General features: G+C 72.3%; 17 protein-coding genes. 5 read left to right on the top strand and 12 right to left on the bottom strand.

Annotated features, from left to right (window positions below):
* The first annotated feature begins 1 nt into the window (after position 1).
* Together ACWDSL_RS06245 and ACWDSL_RS06240 are read left to right on the top strand one after the other, a co-directional pair.
* A complete protein-coding gene (locus ACWDSL_RS06245; protein ID WP_450482211.1) occupies positions 2-964 on the top strand; it encodes a C40 family peptidase in 963 nt (320 codons plus the stop codon).
* Between the two features lie 208 nt (positions 965-1,172).
* Positions 1,173-1,997, top strand: a complete 825-nt coding sequence (locus tag ACWDSL_RS06240) for a maleylpyruvate isomerase family mycothiol-dependent enzyme (RefSeq protein WP_450482209.1) — start codon at positions 1,173-1,175, stop codon at positions 1,995-1,997.
* A gap of 106 nt (positions 1,998-2,103) precedes the next feature.
* Here the strand turns inward: ACWDSL_RS06240 and ACWDSL_RS06235 are convergent, their stop codons facing one another.
* From ACWDSL_RS06235 to pdhA, 5 genes are all read right to left on the bottom strand, one after another.
* Positions 2,104-3,399: an MFS transporter gene (locus ACWDSL_RS06235; protein ID WP_450482207.1), complete on the bottom strand. Its 1,296-nt coding sequence runs from the start codon at positions 3,397-3,399 to the stop codon at positions 2,104-2,106.
* Positions 3,396-4,067 carry a GntR family transcriptional regulator gene (locus ACWDSL_RS06230; protein WP_450482205.1) on the bottom strand — a complete coding sequence of 224 codons (672 nt, stop codon included), beginning with the start codon at positions 4,065-4,067 and terminating at the stop codon, positions 3,396-3,398. The genes ACWDSL_RS06235 and ACWDSL_RS06230 overlap by 4 nt, the downstream gene beginning before the upstream one ends.
* A gap of 172 nt (positions 4,068-4,239) precedes the next feature.
* A complete protein-coding gene (locus ACWDSL_RS06225; RefSeq protein WP_450482203.1) occupies positions 4,240-5,715 on the bottom strand; it encodes a dihydrolipoamide acetyltransferase family protein in 1,476 nt (491 codons plus the stop codon).
* Positions 5,716-5,738: 23 nt separating this feature from the next.
* Positions 5,739-6,719: an alpha-ketoacid dehydrogenase subunit beta gene (locus ACWDSL_RS06220; RefSeq protein ID WP_450482201.1), complete on the bottom strand. Its 981-nt coding sequence runs from the start codon at positions 6,717-6,719 to the stop codon at positions 5,739-5,741.
* 1 nt (position 6,720) lies between these two features.
* A complete protein-coding gene (pdhA, locus tag ACWDSL_RS06215; RefSeq protein WP_450482199.1) occupies positions 6,721-7,878 on the bottom strand; it encodes a pyruvate dehydrogenase (acetyl-transferring) E1 component subunit alpha in 1,158 nt (385 codons plus the stop codon).
* Between the two features lie 354 nt (positions 7,879-8,232).
* Here pdhA and ACWDSL_RS06210 point away from each other — a divergent pair, with 354 nt between their 5' ends.
* Both ACWDSL_RS06210 and ACWDSL_RS06205 read left to right on the top strand, forming a co-directional pair.
* A complete protein-coding gene (locus ACWDSL_RS06210; RefSeq protein WP_450482197.1) occupies positions 8,233-9,012 on the top strand; it encodes a response regulator in 780 nt (259 codons plus the stop codon).
* Between the two features lie 86 nt (positions 9,013-9,098).
* Positions 9,099-10,139, top strand: coding sequence for a phosphotransferase (locus ACWDSL_RS06205; RefSeq protein WP_450482195.1), 1,041 nt, complete (start codon positions 9,099-9,101; stop codon positions 10,137-10,139).
* A 95-nt stretch (positions 10,140-10,234) separates the two neighbouring features.
* Here the strand turns inward: ACWDSL_RS06205 and ACWDSL_RS06200 are convergent, their stop codons facing one another.
* A complete protein-coding gene (locus ACWDSL_RS06200; protein ID WP_450482193.1) occupies positions 10,235-11,818 on the bottom strand; it encodes a protein kinase domain-containing protein in 1,584 nt (527 codons plus the stop codon).
* A 310-nt stretch (positions 11,819-12,128) separates the two neighbouring features.
* Here ACWDSL_RS06200 and ACWDSL_RS06195 point away from each other — a divergent pair, with 310 nt between their 5' ends.
* The gene (locus ACWDSL_RS06195) at positions 12,129-13,808 is read left to right on the top strand and encodes a protein kinase domain-containing protein (protein WP_450482191.1); all 1,680 of its coding nucleotides are present in this window, start codon (positions 12,129-12,131) and stop codon (positions 13,806-13,808) included.
* A 64-nt stretch (positions 13,809-13,872) separates the two neighbouring features.
* On the opposite strand, the gene ACWDSL_RS06190 is transcribed toward ACWDSL_RS06195, so the two are convergent.
* From ACWDSL_RS06190 to ACWDSL_RS06165, 6 genes are all read right to left on the bottom strand, one after another.
* Complete coding sequence (locus tag ACWDSL_RS06190) at positions 13,873-14,790, bottom strand: NAD-dependent epimerase/dehydratase family protein (protein WP_450482189.1); 918 nt, start codon at positions 14,788-14,790, stop codon at positions 13,873-13,875.
* A gap of 125 nt (positions 14,791-14,915) precedes the next feature.
* Positions 14,916-15,476 carry a bacterial proteasome activator family protein gene (locus ACWDSL_RS06185; RefSeq protein ID WP_450482187.1) on the bottom strand — a complete coding sequence of 187 codons (561 nt, stop codon included), beginning with the start codon at positions 15,474-15,476 and terminating at the stop codon, positions 14,916-14,918.
* 71 nt (positions 15,477-15,547) lie between these two features.
* Positions 15,548-15,988: a hypothetical protein gene (locus ACWDSL_RS06180; RefSeq protein ID WP_450482185.1), complete on the bottom strand. Its 441-nt coding sequence runs from the start codon at positions 15,986-15,988 to the stop codon at positions 15,548-15,550.
* 138 nt (positions 15,989-16,126) lie between these two features.
* Positions 16,127-17,104 (bottom strand): NAD(P)H-quinone oxidoreductase, encoded by a 978-nt coding sequence (locus ACWDSL_RS06175; protein ID WP_450482183.1) that lies wholly within the window; start codon positions 17,102-17,104, stop codon positions 16,127-16,129.
* 17 nt (positions 17,105-17,121) lie between these two features.
* Positions 17,122-18,738 carry a molybdopterin molybdotransferase MoeA gene (locus tag ACWDSL_RS06170; RefSeq protein ID WP_450482181.1) on the bottom strand — a complete coding sequence of 539 codons (1,617 nt, stop codon included), beginning with the start codon at positions 18,736-18,738 and terminating at the stop codon, positions 17,122-17,124.
* On the bottom strand, positions 18,735-19,565 hold the full coding sequence (locus ACWDSL_RS06165; RefSeq protein WP_450482179.1) for an NTP transferase domain-containing protein: 831 nt from the start codon (positions 19,563-19,565) through the stop codon (positions 18,735-18,737). Before ACWDSL_RS06165 ends, ACWDSL_RS06170 begins: the two co-directional genes overlap by 4 nt.
* Positions 19,566-19,575: the final 10 nt, after the last annotated feature.

Below are 19,575 nucleotides of genomic sequence, written 5' to 3'. Positions count from 1 at the left end.
GATGGGAGAGCACATACGGGCCGCCGAGCGCCGCACCACGTCGTCGTCGGCCGCCCACGCCAAGCCGCGCGCCGCGCGGCGAGGGCCGCTGGCCACAGTGGTACGGGCGGCGGTGCGCACCGCCGCCATGGCCGTGCTGACCGTCCTCGCGGTCCTGGCGGGGGCGCTGCTGGCCGTGCACGGACCGGACGACCGGGACTCCGCGCAGTCGCCCGCGCCTTCTCGGCAGGTGACCTTGGCTCCGCCGGCCGAGGCGAAGACCCCGGCCGAGCAGCCCAAGGAGGGGAAGGACGACGGGGGCGCCGACGCCCGGCCGGGCACCGCCCGCCCCGCCGCGCCGACGACGGTGGTGCTGGTCTACGGCGACACGCTGTACGGCCTCGCCGAGAAGAACCACACCACCGTCAAGAAGCTTCAGCACCTGAACGAGTTGGGCAGCTCGACCCTCATCTACGCCGGCGACACCCTGAATCTGCCCGGGACGGTCGCGGGGGACACCGGCGAGCGACCGTCGTCGGCCGACGACGGGCCCAGGGCCGATGACAGCGGCAAGAAGACCGCCAAGACCAAGGCCAAGAAGCACGTCAAGAAGCCCGCTAAGAAGCACGCCACAGGCCGCGCCGCCAAGGCCGTCGGCTACGCCCGCGCCCAGCTCGGCAAGCCCTACGTCTGGGGCGGCACCGGCCCCCGCGGCTATGACTGCTCCGGTCTGACCATGCGCGCCTGGCAGGCCGCCGGGGTCAAGCTCCCCCGCACCACCTGGGCCCAGCGCTACGCCGGCAAGCAGACCACCCGGGCCGAACTGCGCCCCGGCGACCTGGTCCTGTCCAACGGCGACGGCCATGTCGCCCTCTACATCGGGGGCGGCAAGGTCATCCACGCCCCGGGTACGGGCCTCACCGTCCGGCTGGCCCCCCTGCCCGCGCCCGAAAGGGTCACCGGCTACCGCCATATCGCGGGCTGAGGCAACACCCCAGAGATTTCAACCGGATCGTCCGGATTCCTCCGGATCTGCGGCGGGCGACCGTGCACTGTACCACCGCTCTCAGCGACCGAGCGGCGAATCCGGGCCTACGATCAGACGCGAAAGCACTCCCGGGGTGCTCGTGCGCAGCGTAACTTAAACGCACACACAAGCACCCAGCCCGCGTACGAACCGCCCGAGGGGTCCCGTGACCGTCCATCCCAGCCTGCAGACTTCCATCGACGCCTGGACCCATTCCGTCGAAGCGATATTCGAGTTGGTGAATCCGCTTGTCGAAGGGGAGTGGAACCGGGCCACCGAGTGCCCCGGATGGTCGGTGCGCGACGTGGTCTCGCATGTCATCGGCCTCGAGACCGAGATGCTCGGCGATCCGCGCCCGATCCACTCGTTGCCGCGCGACCTGTACCACGTCACCAACGAGCACGCGCGCTATATGGAGGTCCAGGTCGACGTACGGCGCTGCCACACCGCGCCGGAGATGACCTCCGAGCTGGACTACACCATCATCCGCCGCAACCGGCAGCTGCGGAACGAGAAGCGCCAGCCGGACGCCATGGTGCGCTGGCCGGGCGGGGGCGAGATGGCCCTGGAGAAGGCCCTGCTCGCGCGGGCCTTCGACGTATGGGTGCATGAGCAGGATCTGCGGCGGGCGCTCGGGAAGCCGGGCAATCTGGACTCGCCGGGCGCGATCATCGCCCGGGACCGACTGCTGGCCGCGCTTCCGAAGGTGGTCGCCGAGGACGCGGGCGCGGCGCCCGGCTCGGCGGTGGTCTTCGATGTGCACGGCGCGCTGGAGTTCATGCGGACGGTGCGGGTCAACGCGGAGGGCCGGGCCACCATCGACGGCAGCGTCTCGCTGGGGCCGACCGTGACGATCGCGGTGGACTGGGAGACGTATCTGCGCCTGGCGTGCGGGCGGGTGCGGCCGGAGGCGGTCGCCGACAAGCTGAAGATCGAGGGCGATCAGCAGCTGGCCGACGCGATCCTGGCCAACTTCGCCGTCACGGCCTGAGGCGCCGGCCCAAGGCCCCGGCCCAAGGCGCCCCGAGGCGCCTGGGGGAGGCCTCAGGACGTAAGCGTCCCCCAGGGGACAGGCAGGACGGGCGGGACAGGCGGCGTCACGCCGGTACGTGCACCGCCTCGACGCGGCTCGCGACGACGCGCTCGCGCTCCCGGCGGTGCGCCCGCCCGCGCAGCCGCAGCACCTGCGTGATGCCGAGGGCCTGGAGGACGAACACGGAGGCGAAGGCGGCGCGGTAGTTGCCCCCGGTCGCGTCGAGCAGCACGCCGATGGCCAGCAGGGTGGTCATCGAGGCGGTGAAGCCGCCCATGTTGACGATGCCCGAGGCGGTGCCAAGACGCTCCGGCGGGTTCGCGGGGCGGGCGAAGTCGAAGCCGATCATCGAGGCGGGTCCGCAGGCGCCGAGTACGACGCACAGCGTGATCAGCAGCCACATGGGCGCGTGGTCGCCGGGCCAGGCCAGTACGGCGCCCCACAGCAGCGCGGTGGCCCCGACCGTGCCGAGGGCGAGCGGTGCGCGGGCGGCGTGGTGCCGGGCGATGACCTGTCCGTAGACGAGGCCGACCGCCATGTTGGAGAGCACGACGAGGGTCAGCAGCTCGCCGGCGGACGCGCGGGACAGCCCCTCGGCCTCCACCAGGAAGGGCAGCCCCCACAGCAGCAGGAAGACCATCGCGGGGAACTGGGTGGTGAAGTGCACCCACATGCCGAGGCGGGTGCCCGGCTCGCGCCAGGCCGCGGCGATCTGGCGGCGGACGAAGGCGGCGCCGGAGTGGGTGGCCGGGACGGGCTCGTACCCCTCCGGGTGGTCCTTGAGGAAGGCCAGCACCAGGACGAGGACGAGCGCACCGCCGATCGCGCTGCCCGCGAAGGTCGGGGTCCAGCCGAGGGTGTGCAGCGCCTGGGCGATCACCAGGGTCGAGATCAGGTTGCCCGCCATCCCGAACAACGCGGCGACCTGCGCGATCATCGGTCCGCGGCGGGCCGGGAACCAGCGCGAGCCGAGCCGCAGCACGCTGATGAACGTCATGGCGTCACCGCAGCCCAGCAGCGCGCGTGAGGCCAGCGCGAAGCCGTACGTGTGGGAGAACGCGAAGCCGAGCTGGCCGGCGGTGAACAGCACGACGCCGAACGTGAGCACCTTCCTGGTGCCCAGCCGGTCGACCATCAGGCCGACAGGTATCTGCATGCCCGCGTACACGAGCACCTGAAGGATCGAGAACGTCGACAGCGCCGAGGCGTTGATGTGGAACCGCTCGGCGGCGTCCAGGCCGGCCACACCCAGGCTGGTGCGGTAGGTGATGGCCATGAAGTAGACGGCGACCCCGATGCCCCAGACGGCGGCGGCACGCCGCCCTCCGGGCGGATCGCCGGGCAGCCGGACGTCGCTCATCGCTCCTCACCCCGGGCGAGGTTGTTCACCCAGCTGATGTGGCGCTCGACGAGCCCGGCGGCGGCCGTGGCATCTCCGGAGCGCAGGGCGGTCAGGATCTCGGTGTGCTCGGTGATGTTCTTGGCGATGCGGTCGGGCTCGGCGTGCATGGTGGCCACGCCCATCCGCAGCTGGCGGTCCCGCAGCTGGTCGTACAGATGCGCCAGGATGCCGTTGCCCGCGGCCCGTACGATCTCGGCGTGGAAGCACCGGTCGGCGACCGCGAAGGCGTTCAGGTCCCCGGCCGCCGCGTGCTCCTTCTGCTCCTCCAGCAGCTCCTCGAGCCGGGCGAGCAGCCGCTGCCCGGCCGGAACGACCTTGGCGACGGCGTGCCGCTCGACCAGCAGCCGGGTCTCGACGACGTCCGCGATCTCCTGCGCCGACACGGGCAGCACCAGGGCGCCCTTCTTCGGATAGAGCTTGAGCAGCCCTTCGGCCTCGAGCCGGAGCAGGGCCTCGCGCACGGGGGTGCGCGAGACGCCGACGGCCTCGGCGAGATCGCCCTCGGTCAGCAGTGTGCCGCCCTCGTAGCGGCGGTCGAGGACGGCTTTTTTGACATGCGCGTAGACGCGTTCGGCGGCGGGTGGCTGTTTGGCGGTCGGGCTGACGGGGACGGGAGCGGGAGGCATGCGCACATCATAGATACAACACGTATGCGTGGCATGGACCGTCCGGGATATGGAATGTCGCCGTCATCATGCCGACGGCCCGGCTGCGGGAGGCAGCCGGGCCGTACGGGAGGGGGTGGGGGCCTCAGCCTCGGGTTCAGCCCCGGGTTCAGCCCCGGTATCAGCCCCGGGTTCAGCCCCAGGTGATGAGGCGCTTGGGCTGCTCCATGACGGCCGCGATGTCCGCGAGCACCTTGGAGCCCAGCTCGCCGTCGACCATGCGGTGGTCGAAGGAGAGCGCGAGCGTGGTCACCTGGCGCGGCTTGACCTTGCCCTTGTGGACCCACGGTTGGAGCTTGACCGCGCCGAAGGCGAGGATCGCGGATTCGCCGGGGTTGAGGATCGGGGTGCCGGCGTCGATGCCGAAGACACCGACGTTGGTGATGGTGACCGTACCGCCGGACATCGCCGCCGGACTGGTCCGGCCCTCGCGGGCGACGGAGACCAGCTCGCCCAGGGCGGACGCCAGTTCGGGCAGGGTGAGCGAGCCCGCGTCCTTGATGTTGGGGACGATCAGCCCCCGCGGCGTGGCGGCCGCGATGCCGAGATTGACGTAGTCCTTGTAGACGATCTCCTGGGCGGCCTCGTCCCAGGACGCGTTGATGTCCGGGTTGCGCCGGATGGCCACCAGGAAGGCCTTGGCGACCAGCAGCAGCGGGTTCACCCGCAGCCCGGCCATGTCCGGGTCCTGCTTGAGGTCGGCGACGAGCTTCATGGTGCGCGTGACGTCGACGGTGATGAACTCGGTGACGTGCGGGGCCGTGAAGGCGCTGCTGACCATCGCCTGGGCGGTGGCCTTCCGTACGCCCTTGATCGGCACCCGGCGCTCCCGGCTCTCCCGGCCGACGACCGAGGCAGGGGCCGCCTCCGCCACGGCCGCTGCGGGCTCCGCCCCGGGCTCGGCCACGGCGGCGGGCGCGGGGGCCGCGGCCGCGTGGACGTCGTCGCGGGTGATGGTGCCGTCGGGGCCGGTCGGGGTGACCGTCGCCAGGTCGATGCCCAGGTCCTTGGCGAGCTTGCGGACCGGGGGCTTGGCCAGCGGGCGCGCGGCCTTGGCCTGGCCGTTCAGCTCGGCCTGCGACGGCGCGACGGCCGGCTCGACGGCCGGGGCAGGCGCGGGAGCCGCCGGGGCGGCGGCAGCGGGCGCGGGCTGGGCAGGGACGCCCCGGGCGGGCGCCGTCTCAGCAGCACCGGCCCGCGGCTTGCGCGGGCGGCGCTTGGTGGACGAGGGCGCCGCGCCGTAGCCGACCAGGTTGGCCTGACGCCCCTCCGGTTCGGCAGCCTCGGCGGCTTCGGCGGGCTCGGCCGGGACGGCGGCGGGCTCCGAAACGGCACCTGCGTCCCCCGCGCCCGGCTGGGTGTCCACCGAGATGATCGCGGTGCCCACGTCCACCGTCGCGCCCTCGCCGAAGCGCACCTCGTGCACCACACCGTCGAACGGGATCGGTAGTTCGACCGCGGCCTTCGCGGTCTCGACCTCACACACCACCTGGCCGTCGGCGACCCTGTCGCCCGGCGCCACGTACCACTTGAGGATCTCCGCCTCGGTGAGTCCCTCGCCCACATCGGGCATCTTGAACTCACGGAAGCGCTGATCGGTTGCAGTCATGGTCACGACTCTCCTCAAGCCCTTCAGTACGCCAACGCGCGGTCTACGGCGTCGAGCACCCGGTCGAGGCCAGGGAGGTATTCGTCCTCCAGCCGCGACGGCGGGTACGGGGAGTGGAAACCGCCGACCCGCAGCACCGGGGCCTCAAGGTGATAGAAGCACCTCTCGGTGATCCGCGCGGCGATCTCCGCGCCGGTGCCCAGGAAGACCGGTGCCTCATGGACGACGACCAGCCGGCCGGTCTTCTCGACGGACCGCTGAAGGGTGTCGAAGTCGATCGGCGACATCGACCGCAGGTCCACGACCTCGAGCGACTTTCCCTCCTCGGCGGCCGCGCCGGCGGCGTCGAGCGCGACCTTGACCATGGGGCCGTACGCCGCGAGCGTCAGATCGGTCCCGGCCCGGGCCACCCGCGCGGTGTGCAGCGGGTCGGGGATCGCGGCCGTGTCGACCTCGGACTTGTCGTGGTAGCGGCGCTTGGGCTCGAAGTAGATCACCGGGTCGTCGCTGTCGATGGCCTGCTGCAGCATCCAGTACGCGTCGGACGCGTTGGACGGCGAGACCACCTTCAACCCGGCCACATGCGCGAACAGCGCCTCGGGCGACTCGCTGTGGTGCTCGACCGCGCCGATGCCGCCGCCGTACGGGATCCGGATGACGACCGGCAGCTTGACCTTGCCGAGCGACCGGGCGTGCATCTTGGCGAGCTGCGTGACGATCTGGTCGTACGCGGGGAAGACGAACCCGTCGAACTGGATCTCCGCCACCGGGCGGTAGCCGCGCAGCGCGAGCCCGATCGCGGTGCCGACGATCCCGGACTCGGCGAGCGGGGTGTCGATCACCCGGTCCTCGCCGAAGTCCTTCTGGAGGCCGTCGGTGATGCGGAAGACCCCGCCGAGCTTGCCGACGTCCTCGCCCATGATCAGGACCTTGGGGTCGTTCTCGAGCGCCGTGCGCAGCGAGGCGTTGATCGCTTTGGAGAGCGACATCTTCTGGGCGGCCATCTCAGTTGCCCTCCTCGGCGGCAGCGAACGAAGCCTGGTACTCGGCGAACTGAGCCCGCTCCTCGTCGACGAGCGGATGCCCGTCGGCGTAGATGTGCTCGAAGAGCGCCATGTCGTCGGGGTCGGGCATGGCCCGTACGGAGTCGCGCACCCGCTTGGCGAGCGCGTCGCTCTCCTTCTCGAGATCGGCGAAGAAGGCGTCGTCCGCCAGGCCCTGGGCGGTCATATAGGTGCGCAGCCGCGAGATCGGGTCCTTGGTCTCCCACAGCTCCCGCTCCTCGGCCCGGCGGTAGCGGGTCGGGTCGTCGGAGGTGGTGTGGGCGCCCATCCGGTAGGTGAACGCCTCGATGAGCATGGGGCCCTGGCCGGTGCGGGCGCGCTCCAGCGCGGCCTTGGTGACCGCGAGGCAGGCCAGTACGTCGTTGCCGTCGACCCGTACGCCCGGGAAGCCGTAGCCCTGGGCGCGCTGGTAGAGCGGGACGCGGGTCTGCCGCTCGGTGGGCTCGGAGATGGCCCACTGGTTGTTCTGGCAGAAGAACACCACCGGGGCGTTGTAGACCGCGGCGAAGGTGAACGCCTCGGCGACATCGCCCTGGCTGGAGGCCCCGTCCCCGAAGTAGGCCAGGACCGCGGAGTCCGCGCCGTCCTTGGCCACGCCCATCGCATAGCCGGTCGCGTGCAGCGTCTGCGAGCCGATGACGATGGTGTAGAGGTGGAAGTTGTTGCTGTTGGGGTCCCAGCCGCCGTGGTTCACTCCGCGGAACATGCCCAGCAGATTCACCGGGTCCACGCCACGGCACCAGGCGACACCGTGCTCGCGGTAGGTGGGGAAGACGTAGTCGTCGTCCTGAAGGGCCCGGCCGGAGCCGATCTGGGCGGCCTCCTGGCCCAGCAGTGAGGCCCACAGGCCCAGCTCGCCCTGGCGCTGCAGCGTGGTGGCCTCACCGTCGAAGCGGCGGGTCAGCACCATGTCGCGGTACATGGCGCGCAGCTCGTCGGGGGTGGGGTCCAGGGAGTACTCGGGGTGCTCGACCCGCTCACCCTCGGGGGTCAGCAGTTGGACGAGCTCGGGCTGGTCGGCCGTCCGCCGCTTCGCGCTGGTGCGCTTGGCTCCGCTGCTACGGCGCGGTTTGCGCGCTGCAGTGCTCTCCACGGTCACGTGTGCTCCTCCGTCTGTCCGGCCCCCGGGATCCGCCGGCGGCCAGTTGCGGCTCGCTCGCTCGACGACAGCGCACGGGGTGGGTGCGCCGAAGACCGACCGGGCGTGACAGGTATCCCGGCGGCTGGCCCTGCAAAGGGCACGTTACCCAGTGGGTCGCATCTCTGCGTAACCCCCTCTGACCTGCAATTTTGCTTGGATTTCCAAGTAAATCAGGCAGAAGTGGAACAACCACTGGTCACAGCCCCGCAGCCCGCCGGAACAACGGCACGTTATCTCCCCGGACAACGGCGCGGAAAGACATTGAAAGACTTGAGAAGACCCTCGGAAGACGCAGTGTGTGAGACTGGATTCGTGCGCGAAGAAGGAAAAATCAGCATTTTCCTACTCGACGACCATGAAATCCTACGCCGCGGTCTTCATGACCTCCTCTCGGGCGAGCCGGACATGGTCGTGGTCGGCGAGGCGGGCACCGTGGCCGAGGCCCTGGCCGGCATCCCCGCGGCGCGCCCCGAAGTCGCCCTGTTGGATCTGCGGCTGCCGGACGGCAGCGGTGTCGAGGTCTGCCGGGAAATCCGTGCCCACCATCCGGACATCAAGTGCGTGATGCTCACCTCCTTCGCCGACGACGCGGCCCTCATCGACGCGATCATGGCGGGCGCGTACGGCTATGTCCTCAAGGACGTCGGCAGCGGCGAACTGCTCAGGGCGGTACGGGACGTGGCCGCGGGCCGCTCCCTGCTCGACCCGGCCGCCACGGCCCGCCTGCTGGAGCGGATGCGTACGGACGCCGAGGGGGCGGGCGTGGGCGCCGGCGCGGGTGAACTGGGCGACGACCGGAGCGCCGATCTCACCGTGCAGGAGCGCCGGATCCTTCTGCTGATCGGGGAGGGGCTGACCAACCGCGCGATCGGCGAGCGGCTGCATCTGGCCGAGAAGACGATCAAGAACTATGTCTCCGGGCTGCTGGCCAAGCTCGGCATGGAGCGCCGCTCGCAGGCCGCCGCGTACGTGGCCCGGCTCCAGGCCCAGGCGCAGGCACACGCCCCGCCGCCCGCTCATACGCAGTCTCAAGCGCGGGATCAGGAGCGGGCCCGGGCCGAGGAGCGGAAGACCCAGCCGCAGAAGCACTGAGCTGAAGCACTGACCTGAAGCACTGAGCGGACCCCCGAGTCAACTCGCGCCGTACCGCCCACGCCCGTTGATCTAACATCTGGCGCGTGCCGCGCTCACATGTAACCTCCGCCGAGAAGACCGCTCCCGACGGGGAAACCCTGAGCGCGCTGTTGCGCCGCTACGACGGCCCCGGCGAAGCGGTGTCCTGCGAACGCGTCGCCGAAGGACTGCTCAACCGCGGCTACCGGCTGGCCACCACCCGCGGTCGGTTCTTCCTCAAGCACCACTTGGACGGGGACCGCGCGGCCATCGACCACCAGCACCGCGTGACCAAACAACTGGAAGAACTAGGGGTGCCCGTCGCCCCGGCCGTCCCCGACGCCGACGGCCGCACCGTCGCGGTCATCGGCGGCCGCTGCTACGCCCTGCACCCCTGGGTCGACGGACAGCACCGGGTCGGCGGCGAGCTGACCGCCCCCCAGTCGTCACGGCTCGGCGGGCTGCTCGGACGCGTCCACACCTGCCTGGAGCAGGTCGTGGTGGCCCGCGCGGCCGACCGCCAGCCCCCTGAGGCCTCGGCCGACCCGGAGTACACCTTCGCGCTGATCGACCGGCTGCTCACCCTCACCCGTGGCCGCCGCCTGCGCGACCCCTTCGACGAACTCGCCGAGCACCGCCTGGTCGAACGGCGCGCGCTGCTGGAGCGGCATGCCCACCGCCGCCCGGAGGCCGACGCCATCCCGGCCACCGGTTGGGTCCATGGCGACTTCCACCCGCTGAATCTCCTCTACCGCGATACGGAACCCGCCGCGATCGTCGACTGGGACCGGCTCGGGGTGCAGCCCCGCGCCGAGGAGGCGGTCCGCGCCGCCGCGATCTTCTTCGTACGGCCGGGCGGCCCGCTGGAGCTGGACAAGGTGCGCCCGTACGCGCGGGCGTACCGCCGTACGACGGGCGCCGGGGCCGCCGAGATGGCGGCGGCCGTACACCGGGTGTGGTGGGAACGGCTCAACGACTTCTGGATGCTGCGCTGGCGCTACCAGGACGGCGACCGGCGCGCCGATCCGCTGTTCCCCGCGGCGGCGGCCCTGGCGGTGTGGTGGACGCGGGAGTACGAGGCGGTCCGCGACGCCTTCTGCGGCTGAGTCCCTTCAAACAGCGGGACAACGCGCGATGGGGCGCGCCTACGCGTAGGCGCGCCCCATCGGAGGATCAGTGAGCCCGTCAGCCGGTGACCCCGTCAGCCGCCGAGCCCGGGGCCGGCCGGATCGGTCGGGTCGGTGGTGGGGTCCGTCGTGGGCGGAGTCGTCGTCGGGGTGGTCGGATCGTCGGTCGGAGTCGTCGGATCGTCCGTCGGCGTGTCCGTCGGCGTGTCCGTCGGATCGTCCGTCGGCGTGTCCGTCGTGGGCTCGGTGTAGGTGGGCGAGGACGGCTCCGCACTGCCGGGGTAGCCGCCGCCGGTGTCCCCGGAGGTCTCCGTGGGCGAGGACGTCTCCGTCGGGTCCTCCGTCGGGTCCTCCGTCGGCTTCTTGGAGTGGGTCTGCGAGGTCGACGACTCCGGCTTGCCCGGCTGCTTCCCACCGCCCTTGTCGCCGCCGAAGTCCATGGCGAACGCGACCCCTGCCGCGATGGCGATCACCGCGAGTACGGCGAGCAGCCACAGCTTGCCGCGGCCACCGCGGCCACCGGAGCCGTTGTCGTACCCGCCGTCGTAGCCGCCGTCGTCGTCGCGCCGGCCCCCCAGGATCGGCTGCTGGGTCGTGTTGCCGTGCCCGGGATGGGGCAGCGCGGTGGTGCCGGCCATGCCCATGGCGCCCGTGGAGCCGCCCAGGTGCTGGGTGACCGGGCCGGTGTTCCAGGTGCCGGTGTGGCCGCCCGCGTCGATCAGCATCTGCAGGGCGTACTGCGCCAGGCCGCGCATCTCCTCGGCGCTCTGGAACCGGTCGTCCGGGTCCTTGGCGAGCGAGCGCATCACGAGCCCGTCGAGCTCCGGCGGCACCATGCCGCCCGAGACCTCCGACGGCGGCACCGGCATGTCCTGAACATGCTGGTAGACCACCGACAGCGGGGTCTCGCCGACGAACGGCGGGCGCAGCGCCAGCAGCTCATAGAGCAGACAGCCGGTGGCGTACAGATCGGAGCGGTGGTCGACGGCCTTGCCGAGGGCCTGCTCCGGCGAGAGGTACTGCGGCGTGCCCATGACCATGCCGGTCTGAGTCATGGTGGAGGCGGCCCCGTGCAGGGCGCGGGCGATGCCGAAGTCCATCACCTTGACGGCGCCGCTGTGGGTGATGATCACGTTCGCCGGCTTGATGTCGCGGTGCACGATGCCGTGCTGATGGCTGTAGGCCAGCGCCTCCAGCACCCCCGAGACGATGATCAGCGCCTGGTCCGGCGGCGGCGCCTCGGCGTTGACCAGAAGATCGCGGATCGTACGGCCCTCGACCAGCTCCATGACGATGTACGGCACAGTGCTTTGAATGGATCCAGGCTGGCCGACGACGTCCTCGCCGGAGTCGTAGACCGCGACGACGGCGTGGTGGTTGAGCCCGGCGACCGACTGGGCCTCGCGGGTGAAGCGGGCCTTGGAGACCGGGTCCTCCGCCAGATCGGCGCGGAGCAGCTTCACCGCGACCGTACGGCCGAGCCGCACGTCCTCGGCGGCGAACACCTCGGCCATCCCGCCGCGGCCGAGGCGGCCGGTGAGCCGGTAGCGTCCATCGCCGACCAGCCCGCCGTTACCCCACGCTTCCGGGGAGTCCGACATTCCGGACCCGGTGGCGTCAGGTTCGGAGGGCCCCTGGGCGCTCTGGGTCTGTGCCATCGGTCCTCGCCGTCTGATCTGGGTGGGGGTCATCGTGATCGCCCCGCTCGCGGGCGGTACGGTTTCCTGCTAGGGCACGCTACAGGGTCCGTGCCACTCGCCGGTTCCTGATGGACCGGCCATCCAACCTGTTGTAGGTGAGGCCATGCAAATCGCGTGACGGGTTCTTGCACATCCGGTCACGGAACGGGCACGTCGCTTGACGTGTCCGCGGCCTGGGGCAGACTGGGCCAGGGTATCGACTACAAGAAGATCAACAGGTCAGAACGTGCGCGTCAAGGTAGTGAGTGCGCCGAGGGGGACGTAAGAAATGAGCCAGCAGGGCGCACCAGGCCGCTACGAAGGGAAATCGCTCGCCGGCGGCCGCTATCAACTGCGGGACCTGCTCGGCGAGGGCGGTATGGCCTCCGTCCACCTGGCTTACGACAGCGTGCTCGACCGCCAGGTAGCGATCAAGACCCTGCACACCGAGCTGGGCCGCGAACAGTCCTTTCGCGAGCGCTTCCGCCGCGAGGCCCAGTCGGTCGCCAAGCTGACCCACACCAACATCGTCTCGGTCTTCGACACCGGCGAGGACACGATCGACGGCTCCGTGATGCCGTACATCGTCATGGAGTACGTCGAGGGCCAGCCGCTGCGCGCCGTCCTCGACGCCGATGCCCGGCAGTTCGGCGCGATGCCCACGGAAAAGGCGCTGAAAATCACCGCCGACGTGCTGGCCGCGCTGGAGATCAGCCACGAGATGGGGCTGGTCCACCGCGACATCAAGCCCGGTAACGTGATGATGACCAAGCGTAATGTGGTCAAAGTCATGGACTTCGGCATCGCCCGCGCCATGCAGTCGGGCGTGACCTCCATGACCCAGACCGGCATGGTCGTCGGCACCCCGCAGTACCTCTCGCCCGAGCAGGCCCTCGGCCGCGGTGTGGACGCCCGCAGCGACCTGTACTCGGTCGGCATCATGCTCTTCGAGCTGCTGACGGGCCGGCTGCCGTTCGACGCGGACTCGCCGCTCGCCATCGCGTACGCGCATGTCCAGGAGGAGCCGGTCGCTCCCTCCACGATCAACCAGTCCATTCCCCCGGCGGTGGACGCGCTGGTCGCCCGCGCCCTGAAGAAGAACCCGAACGAGCGGTTCCCCACCGCCGAGGCCATGCGCGACGAATGCGACCGCGTCTCGCGCACCGGCCAGACCGGCGCCACCCCGATCATCATCAGCGGCGGCCCGCCCGCCCGCAGCGGCTCCGGCGTGGGCTCGGCGGTCTTCCCGCCGATCGGCCAGCAGCCCCCCGGCCCGGGCATGGGGAGCGTCCAGACCCCGTACCAGCCGCAGTCCTCCGGCGGCTTCGGCGGCTTCGGCCCCTCCACCCCGCCGCCGCCCGGCCAGCCGATGGCGCAGCAGGGCTACAACACCCCGGCGCCCGCTCCGACCCCGGCCCCCGCGCCGTACGCGCAGGGCGGGGCCAACACCCCGCCGCCGTACACCGTCTCGCCCGCCTCGGCCCCGGCCTCGGGCGGCGGCCACGGCGGTGACAACGGCAACAAGCGCGTGATCATCGGCTCGGCGGTCGTCGCGGCGATCGCGGTCATCGCCGTGGTCCTGGTGATCGCCCTCAGCGGCGGCGGGTCCGACGACGGGGGGCAGGCGCGCGACGACGGCAAGGACACCAAGACCGCCACGGCGTCCTCGGCTCCGTCCGGGTTCCGCGAGGGCGACAAGGCCAAGACCATCGACCCGGAGAAGTGCAAGGACGCCTCGGAGTCGTACGAGCAGAAGGGCGCCTACAACGTGCCCGACTTCCAGAACCTCTACATCGACTCGGTGAAGAAGTGCATCCGGGACGCGGGCTGGAAGTACCGCGTGACCACCGAGGACGAGAACCTGTGGGGCAAGGGCACCGTCCTCAACTACACGTACCGCAACTACGAGCCGTACGACCCGAAGACCGACACCATCGAGCTGACGGTCTCCACGGGGCTGCCGGGCTGAGCCCGCTTCCTTCTCTCAGCCTCCGGCTCGAAGGGGCCCGGCATCCGCCGGGCCCCTTTCCGCATCACAGTGTGGTGAAGCCCGTACGCCAGGTGGGGTGGAGCGGCCGCCAACCGAGCCGACGGGCGCGGGTGTTGTCGGCCCCGCGCTCCCAGCCCGCCCGGCCGCCTTCCACGGCGGGGGCGGGAGCCGGCGCGCCCACCGCGGCCGCGAACGCCGGCAGCCACGCGCGGGCCGCCGCCGGTTCGTCGTCCACGACATTGACCGTGCCGCTCGGCCAGTCCAGCGCGGCCACCGCGGCGCGGGCGGCATCCTCGACATGGATGAACGAGCTGACCGCGTCGCCCGCCACGACCGGGCCGATCAGCGCCGCCGCCGGATCCGCCGCCACCGGATCCTTCACTGCTGCATCCGCCGTCGCCTGCTCGCCGCGCAGCGCGGCCTCCAGCGGCCCGCCCCGCACGTACCAGGTCCCGGGGCCGTAGAAGGTCCCGTAGCGCAGTACGACATGCGTCTCGATCTCCGCCGCCGCCTCCTCCAGCGCTCGCAGACTGCCGACCATCCCGGCCCGCGGCGGCTCCGCCGCCGTATCGAGCGAGGTGGACTCGTCGGCCGGGGCGTCGCCGGGCGCGTAGGCCCAGGAGATCGACTGGGCGACGATACGCGTCACCCCGGCGCGCTTGGCGGCGTCGACGAGGTGACGGGTGCCCTCCCTGCGGATCCGCCCGTTCGCGGCGCGGTCGCCGTGCGCCAGGTCGGTCAGCTGGTGGATGACCGCCTCGGGGGCGGCGGCAGCGACCGCCCGGTGCACGCTGTCGGCGTCGAAGACGTCGACGCGTACGGCCGAGGCCCCCTGCGCGCGTAGCCGCTCCGCCCCCTGCGGGGTGCGCGTACCGCCGGTCACCTCGTGTCCCGCCGCGACGAGAAGCGGGACGAGGCGGCGGCCGACGGCGCCTGTGGCTCCCGCGACGAAGATGCGCATGGTGGCGGACCTCTCTCGCGACGGGCCGCCCCGGAGGACTCAGGAGTCCTCCGGGGCGGCCCGCCGTAGGTAAAAGGGTCGGTCGATGGCTAAGGATCGGTTGACAGCTAAGGGTCGGCTGACGGCTAAAGGTACGGGCCAGAACGCGCGCTGCCGTGCTGCGGCCCGCCCTCGCCGTCCTCGCCGCCGAGGCCCGGCGGCAGGGCCCGGCGCATCTGCTCCAGCTGCGCGCGCGCCGCCATCTGCTGGGCGAACAGCGTCGTCTGAATGCCGTGGAACAAGCCCTCGAGCCAGCCGACCAGCTGGGCCTGGGCGATCCGCAGCTCGGCCTCGGTCGGGACCGCGTCATCGGTGAAGGGAAGGGAAAGGCGCTCCAACTCGCCGATCAGCTCGGGCGCGAGGCCGTCCTCCAGCTCCTTCACCGAGCTGGCGTGGATCTCCTTGAGACGGACCCGGCTGGCCTCGTCGAGAGGCGCCGCGCGGACTTCCTCCAGAAGCTGCTTGATCATGCTGCCGATGCGCATGACCTTGGCCGGCTGTTCGACCATGTCCGTCACGGGAACCTCGCGCGACTCGTCGTCACCGCCGCCGTCGCCGGAAGTGGCGCTCCCGAGGGCCATGCCGTCCGGGCCGACGACCAGGACGTGCGGGCTCTCCTGCGATCGTTCGTTCATCGGCTGGTTCATAACCCCCATTGTTCCGCACGAGCACCCGTACGGAGGGGGAGGGTGGTCAGGATCAGGGCACAGCGGCAACCTCACTGGCGGCGCAGCCGCAGCCCGAGGAACGCCAGCCCCAGGCCGAGCCCCATCAGGGCCAGCCCGGTGCCCAGCGGCAGCACGCGCAGCGTCCGCCCGGTGGGCACGGCGTCCGTCCGCGCGGCGTCGGCGGGGTCGTACGCGTCCTCGTACGAGCCCTGCGGCCCCTGCGTCCTCTGGCTCTGTTTGCGCTGCCCCTCCCGCCCCTCCCCCGTGGCCTCGCCGGCCCGCCGCGAGGGCGCGGGCCCGACCGACGCGGCGGGCGGTGCGGCATCGGGCTCATCGGTGCGCCCGGGGTGCGCCCGGCCCTCTCCGGCGCGGGTCCCGGCCAGTTCGTCGTTGTCGTCGGCACGCGCCACGAGGGGTACGGCCGACAGCGCCACACCGGCCATCACCAGCACGGCCGGCAGCGTGCGCAGCCTACGAAGCGCAGGTCTCACGGTCGTCACCCTCCCGTGCCGAGCCGTCGCATGACCGTTTCAGCGTCACACGACGGCATGGGCACGGCACCCGGGGCCGCCCAGGCTTAGACCATCCAGCCGCCTCGGACCGCCAGCCGCCTCGGGCCGTCAGCCGCCTCAGACCGTCAGCAGCACCTTGCCGATATGGCCGCTCTGCTCGAGCACGCGGTGCGCCTCGGCCGCTTCGCGCATCGGGATCGTACGGTCGACGATCGGGCGCACCCGGCCGCTCTCGACGAGCGGCCAGACGTGCTCGCGCACCGCCGCGACGATCGCCGCCTTCTCCGCGAGGGGGCGGGCGCGCAGGCTGGTGGCCATGACGGCGCCGCGCTTGGCCAGCAGCGCGCCGAGGTTCAGCTCGGCCTTCGCGCCGCCCTGCAGACCGATGATCGCCAGCCGTCCGTTGGTGGCGAGGGCCGCCACGTTCCGGGCGAGGTACTTCGCGCCGACGATGTCGAGGATCACATCGGCTCCGGCGCCCTCGGTGGCCGTGCGCACCTCCTCGACGAAGTCCTGCTCGTGGTAGTCGATCAGGATGTCGGCGCCCAGCTCACGGCAGGCCGCCAGCTTGTCCGCGCTGCCCGCCGTGACCGCGACCCGCGCGCCGACCGCCTTCGCGAGCTGGATCGCCATGGTGCCGATGCCGCTGGAGCCGCCGTGCACCAGCAGGGTCTCGCCCGGCCGGAGGTGGGAGAGCATGAAGACGTTGGACCACACGGTCGCGGCCACCTCGGGGAGGCCGGCCGCGGTGACCAGGTCGAGGCCGGGTGGCACGGGCAGCACCTGCCCCGCGGGCACGGCCACCTTCTCGGCGTAACCGCCGCCCGCGAGCAGCGCGCACACCTCGTCGCCCACCGCCCAGCCGCTGACGCCGGGGCCCAGCGCCGCGATCCGGCCCGAGCACTCCAGACCGGGGTGGTCGGGGGCGCCCGGGGGCGGCGGATAGTGGCCCTGGCGCTGCAGCAGATCGGCGCGGTTCACGCCGGCGGCCGCGATATCGACCAGGACTTCGCCCTCGCCGGGTACGGGATCGGGGACCTCCGCCCACACGAGGGCGTCGGGGGCGCCGGGTTCGGGGATGGTGATCGCATACATGGCGGGGAGGCTACTCCTTACGTTCCGGGCCAGGCGGTGGACCAGGGCAGGTCAAGGACCTCGACCTCGCTGCCCCGGTCCGCGCCGCCGGGCGGGATGACGGCCAGGCCGTCCGCGACGGCGACGCCGCGCAGCATGGCCGGGCCGTTGAAGCGGAGCGGACGCGCCTCGTCGCCCTGGAAGACCACCGGGACCAGGCGGGTGTCGCGCGGATGGCCGTGGACGGCGGCGGTCAGCGGGGCGGGGCAGGGGGTGGGTGTCGGGCGGCCCGTCAGCGTGCGCAGCAGCGGCTCGGCGAGGGTCAGCAGACCGGAGACGGCGGCCAGCGGATTGCCTGGCAGCCCCACGAGGTGCTTGTCCGGGGCCAGACGGGCCAGCAGCATCGGGTGGCCGGGGCGCACCGCCACCCCGTCGACCAGCAGCTCGGCGTCCAGTCGGCGCAGGGTGGGGTGGACGTGGTCGACGGGTCCTGCGGCCGTACCGCCGGTGGTCAGGACGACATCGGCGGTCGATCCGGCCACCGCCGCGTACAGCGACTCCGCGTCGTCGGCCAGCCGGCGGGTCGCCAGCGGCTCGGCGCCGAGCGCGCGCAGCCAGGGGGCGAGCATCGGGCCGAGCGCGTCGCGGATGCGGCCGTCGTGGGGGAGGCCCTGCCGCAGCAGCTCATCGCCGAGGACGAGGATTTCGACACGGGGCCGGGGCACGGTCGGCAGCTCGTCGTATCCGGCGGCGGCGGCCAGACCCAGTATCACGGGGGTGATCAGGGCGCCCGCGGGGAGCAGCAGATCGCCGCTGCGGCACTCCTGGCCGCGGGGGCGGATGTCCTGGCCGGGGCTGACGGGGTGGGCGGGGGCGGCGTACAGCCAGCCGTCGCCCGCGGTGCCGTGTTCGGTGCCGTGCGCGGTGCCGTGTTCGGTGCGCAGCACGGCGGTGGCGCCGGGCGGGACGCGGGCACCGGTGGCGATACGGATCGCGTGGCCGTCGGGGAGCGGATCGGCCTCGGCGTGGCCGGCCAGGATCGAGTGCCCTGCGGCGGGGAGCCGCCAGGGGCCGGGGCCGGCGAGGGCCCAGCCGTCCATGGCGGAGGTGTCGAAGGACGGCAGGTCGGTGAGGGCGGTGAGGGGCGCGGCCAGGACGTGGCCGAGGGCGTCGGCGAGCGGGCGGGCGTGCGGGGCGGCCTGGGCCGCAGCCTTCCGGGGGGCGCGGGCCGCGATCGCGCGGGCGTCGGGCCAGGGGGTGCCGGGCCGGTGGGCAGGGGCCGGGGAGGTGGGGCCGGGGCCCCGGGGTGGCCGTGCCCGGTCCGTCGTTGTCGCTGTCGCTGTCGCTGTTGCCGTCGGGCCGTGGAGCGCCGGGTCGGGGAATGCCGAGTCGTGGAGCGCCTGATCCGGGGACGGCGGTTCGTGCAGCGCCCGGCTCTGGGATGCCGGGGCCTGGGGCGCCGCGTTCTGCGGTGTCGGGTCCCAGGGATCGGTCCACTCGGGGGGCTCGGGGCGCACCGGGCGGCCGGAGGGCTCGGGCTGCTCGGGCCATGTCTCAGGGCGGCGCCGATACGTGCCCTGGTCCTTGGCCAGCGCCAGGGCCTCGTCGAACTCGCGGTCCAGCGCGTCGCCGCCGCGGGGCTCCCGGTCCGTCATCCCGTCGACTCGGCCTCTTCGGCCCACCGGGCGGCCAGCGCGGCCGCCTTGCCGGTGGCGGCGGCCAGCGCCTCGGGGCCGCCGCCCTGCTGGGCGGCCGCGTAGCCGACGAGGAAGGTGGTCAGCGGTGCGGCGGGCCTGGCGACGCCGTGCGCGGCGTCGCGGGCGAGGTCGAGAAGGGCGGCGGTGTCGACATCGAGGTCGATGCCCAGCTCCGCCTTGACTGCGGCGATCCATTCATCCAACACGTGTCCATGCTCCCTGATCCGTGCGCGGGCAGTGGTGATGTCCTCCCAGGTGTCGCAGTCGAAGGAGGCAGTGGGGTGATGCAGACGGCCGAGCTTCAAGTCGGCGGTGAGCAGCCGCAGGGGCAGTCCGGCCAGACCGCCGTGCTCCGCCGCGAGCAGGGCGACCTCCCGGCGCAGCGGCTCGGCCCGGTACGCCGCGACCAGCGGCTGCTCGCGGCCGTCCGAGTCGGTGAGCAGCACCCCTTCGGCCTCGCCGAGGCCGTTGACGAGCGCCCCGACGGTCTCGCCCGTGAGGAACGGCAGATCCGCGGAGAGCAGAAGGACGACGGGCTCCGTGGTCCGGCGCAGTCCGGCGTCGACGGCCGCGACCGGCCCGCCGCCCGGCGGCTCCTCGCGGATCCAGTGCACGGGCCGCGCGGTCGGTCTGCGCGGGCCGACGACGACGGTCCGCTCGGCGCCCCGGCAGGCGTCGAGCACCCGGTCGAGCAGCGGCCGGGCGCCCACCCGCAGCGCCGGCTTGTCGGCGCCGCCCAGCCGCCGGGCGGCGCCTCCGGCCAGGATCACAGCGTCATACGTCACCCCATGAGTA

It is taken from the genome of Streptomyces sp. NPDC000941, assembly GCF_053599555.1.
This window is presented reverse-complemented; position numbering and strand designations above follow the sequence as displayed.

Excerpts from the sequence above, each read along its gene's own strand:
- ACWDSL_RS06245 (WP_450482211.1), top strand. The coding sequence starts at position 2 with ATGGGAGAGCACATACGGGCCGCCGAGCGCCGCACCACGTCGTCGTCG.
- ACWDSL_RS06235 (WP_450482207.1), bottom strand. The coding sequence starts at position 3,399 with ATGAGCGACGTCCGGCTGCCCGGCGATCCGCCCGGAGGGCGGCGTGCC.
- ACWDSL_RS06230 (WP_450482205.1), bottom strand. The coding sequence starts at position 4,067 with ATGCCTCCCGCTCCCGTCCCCGTCAGCCCGACCGCCAAACAGCCACCC.
- ACWDSL_RS06225 (WP_450482203.1), bottom strand. The coding sequence starts at position 5,715 with ATGACTGCAACCGATCAGCGCTTCCGTGAGTTCAAGATGCCCGATGTG.
- ACWDSL_RS06220 (WP_450482201.1), bottom strand. The coding sequence starts at position 6,719 with ATGGCCGCCCAGAAGATGTCGCTCTCCAAAGCGATCAACGCCTCGCTG.
- ACWDSL_RS06200 (WP_450482193.1), bottom strand. The coding sequence starts at position 11,818 with ATGGCACAGACCCAGAGCGCCCAGGGGCCCTCCGAACCTGACGCCACC.
- ACWDSL_RS06195 (WP_450482191.1), top strand. The coding sequence starts at position 12,129 with ATGAGCCAGCAGGGCGCACCAGGCCGCTACGAAGGGAAATCGCTCGCC.
- ACWDSL_RS06190 (WP_450482189.1), bottom strand. The coding sequence starts at position 14,790 with ATGCGCATCTTCGTCGCGGGAGCCACAGGCGCCGTCGGCCGCCGCCTC.
- ACWDSL_RS06185 (WP_450482187.1), bottom strand. The coding sequence starts at position 15,476 with ATGAACCAGCCGATGAACGAACGATCGCAGGAGAGCCCGCACGTCCTG.
- ACWDSL_RS06175 (WP_450482183.1), bottom strand. The coding sequence starts at position 17,104 with ATGTATGCGATCACCATCCCCGAACCCGGCGCCCCCGACGCCCTCGTG.
- ACWDSL_RS06170 (WP_450482181.1), bottom strand. The coding sequence starts at position 18,738 with ATGACGGACCGGGAGCCCCGCGGCGGCGACGCGCTGGACCGCGAGTTC.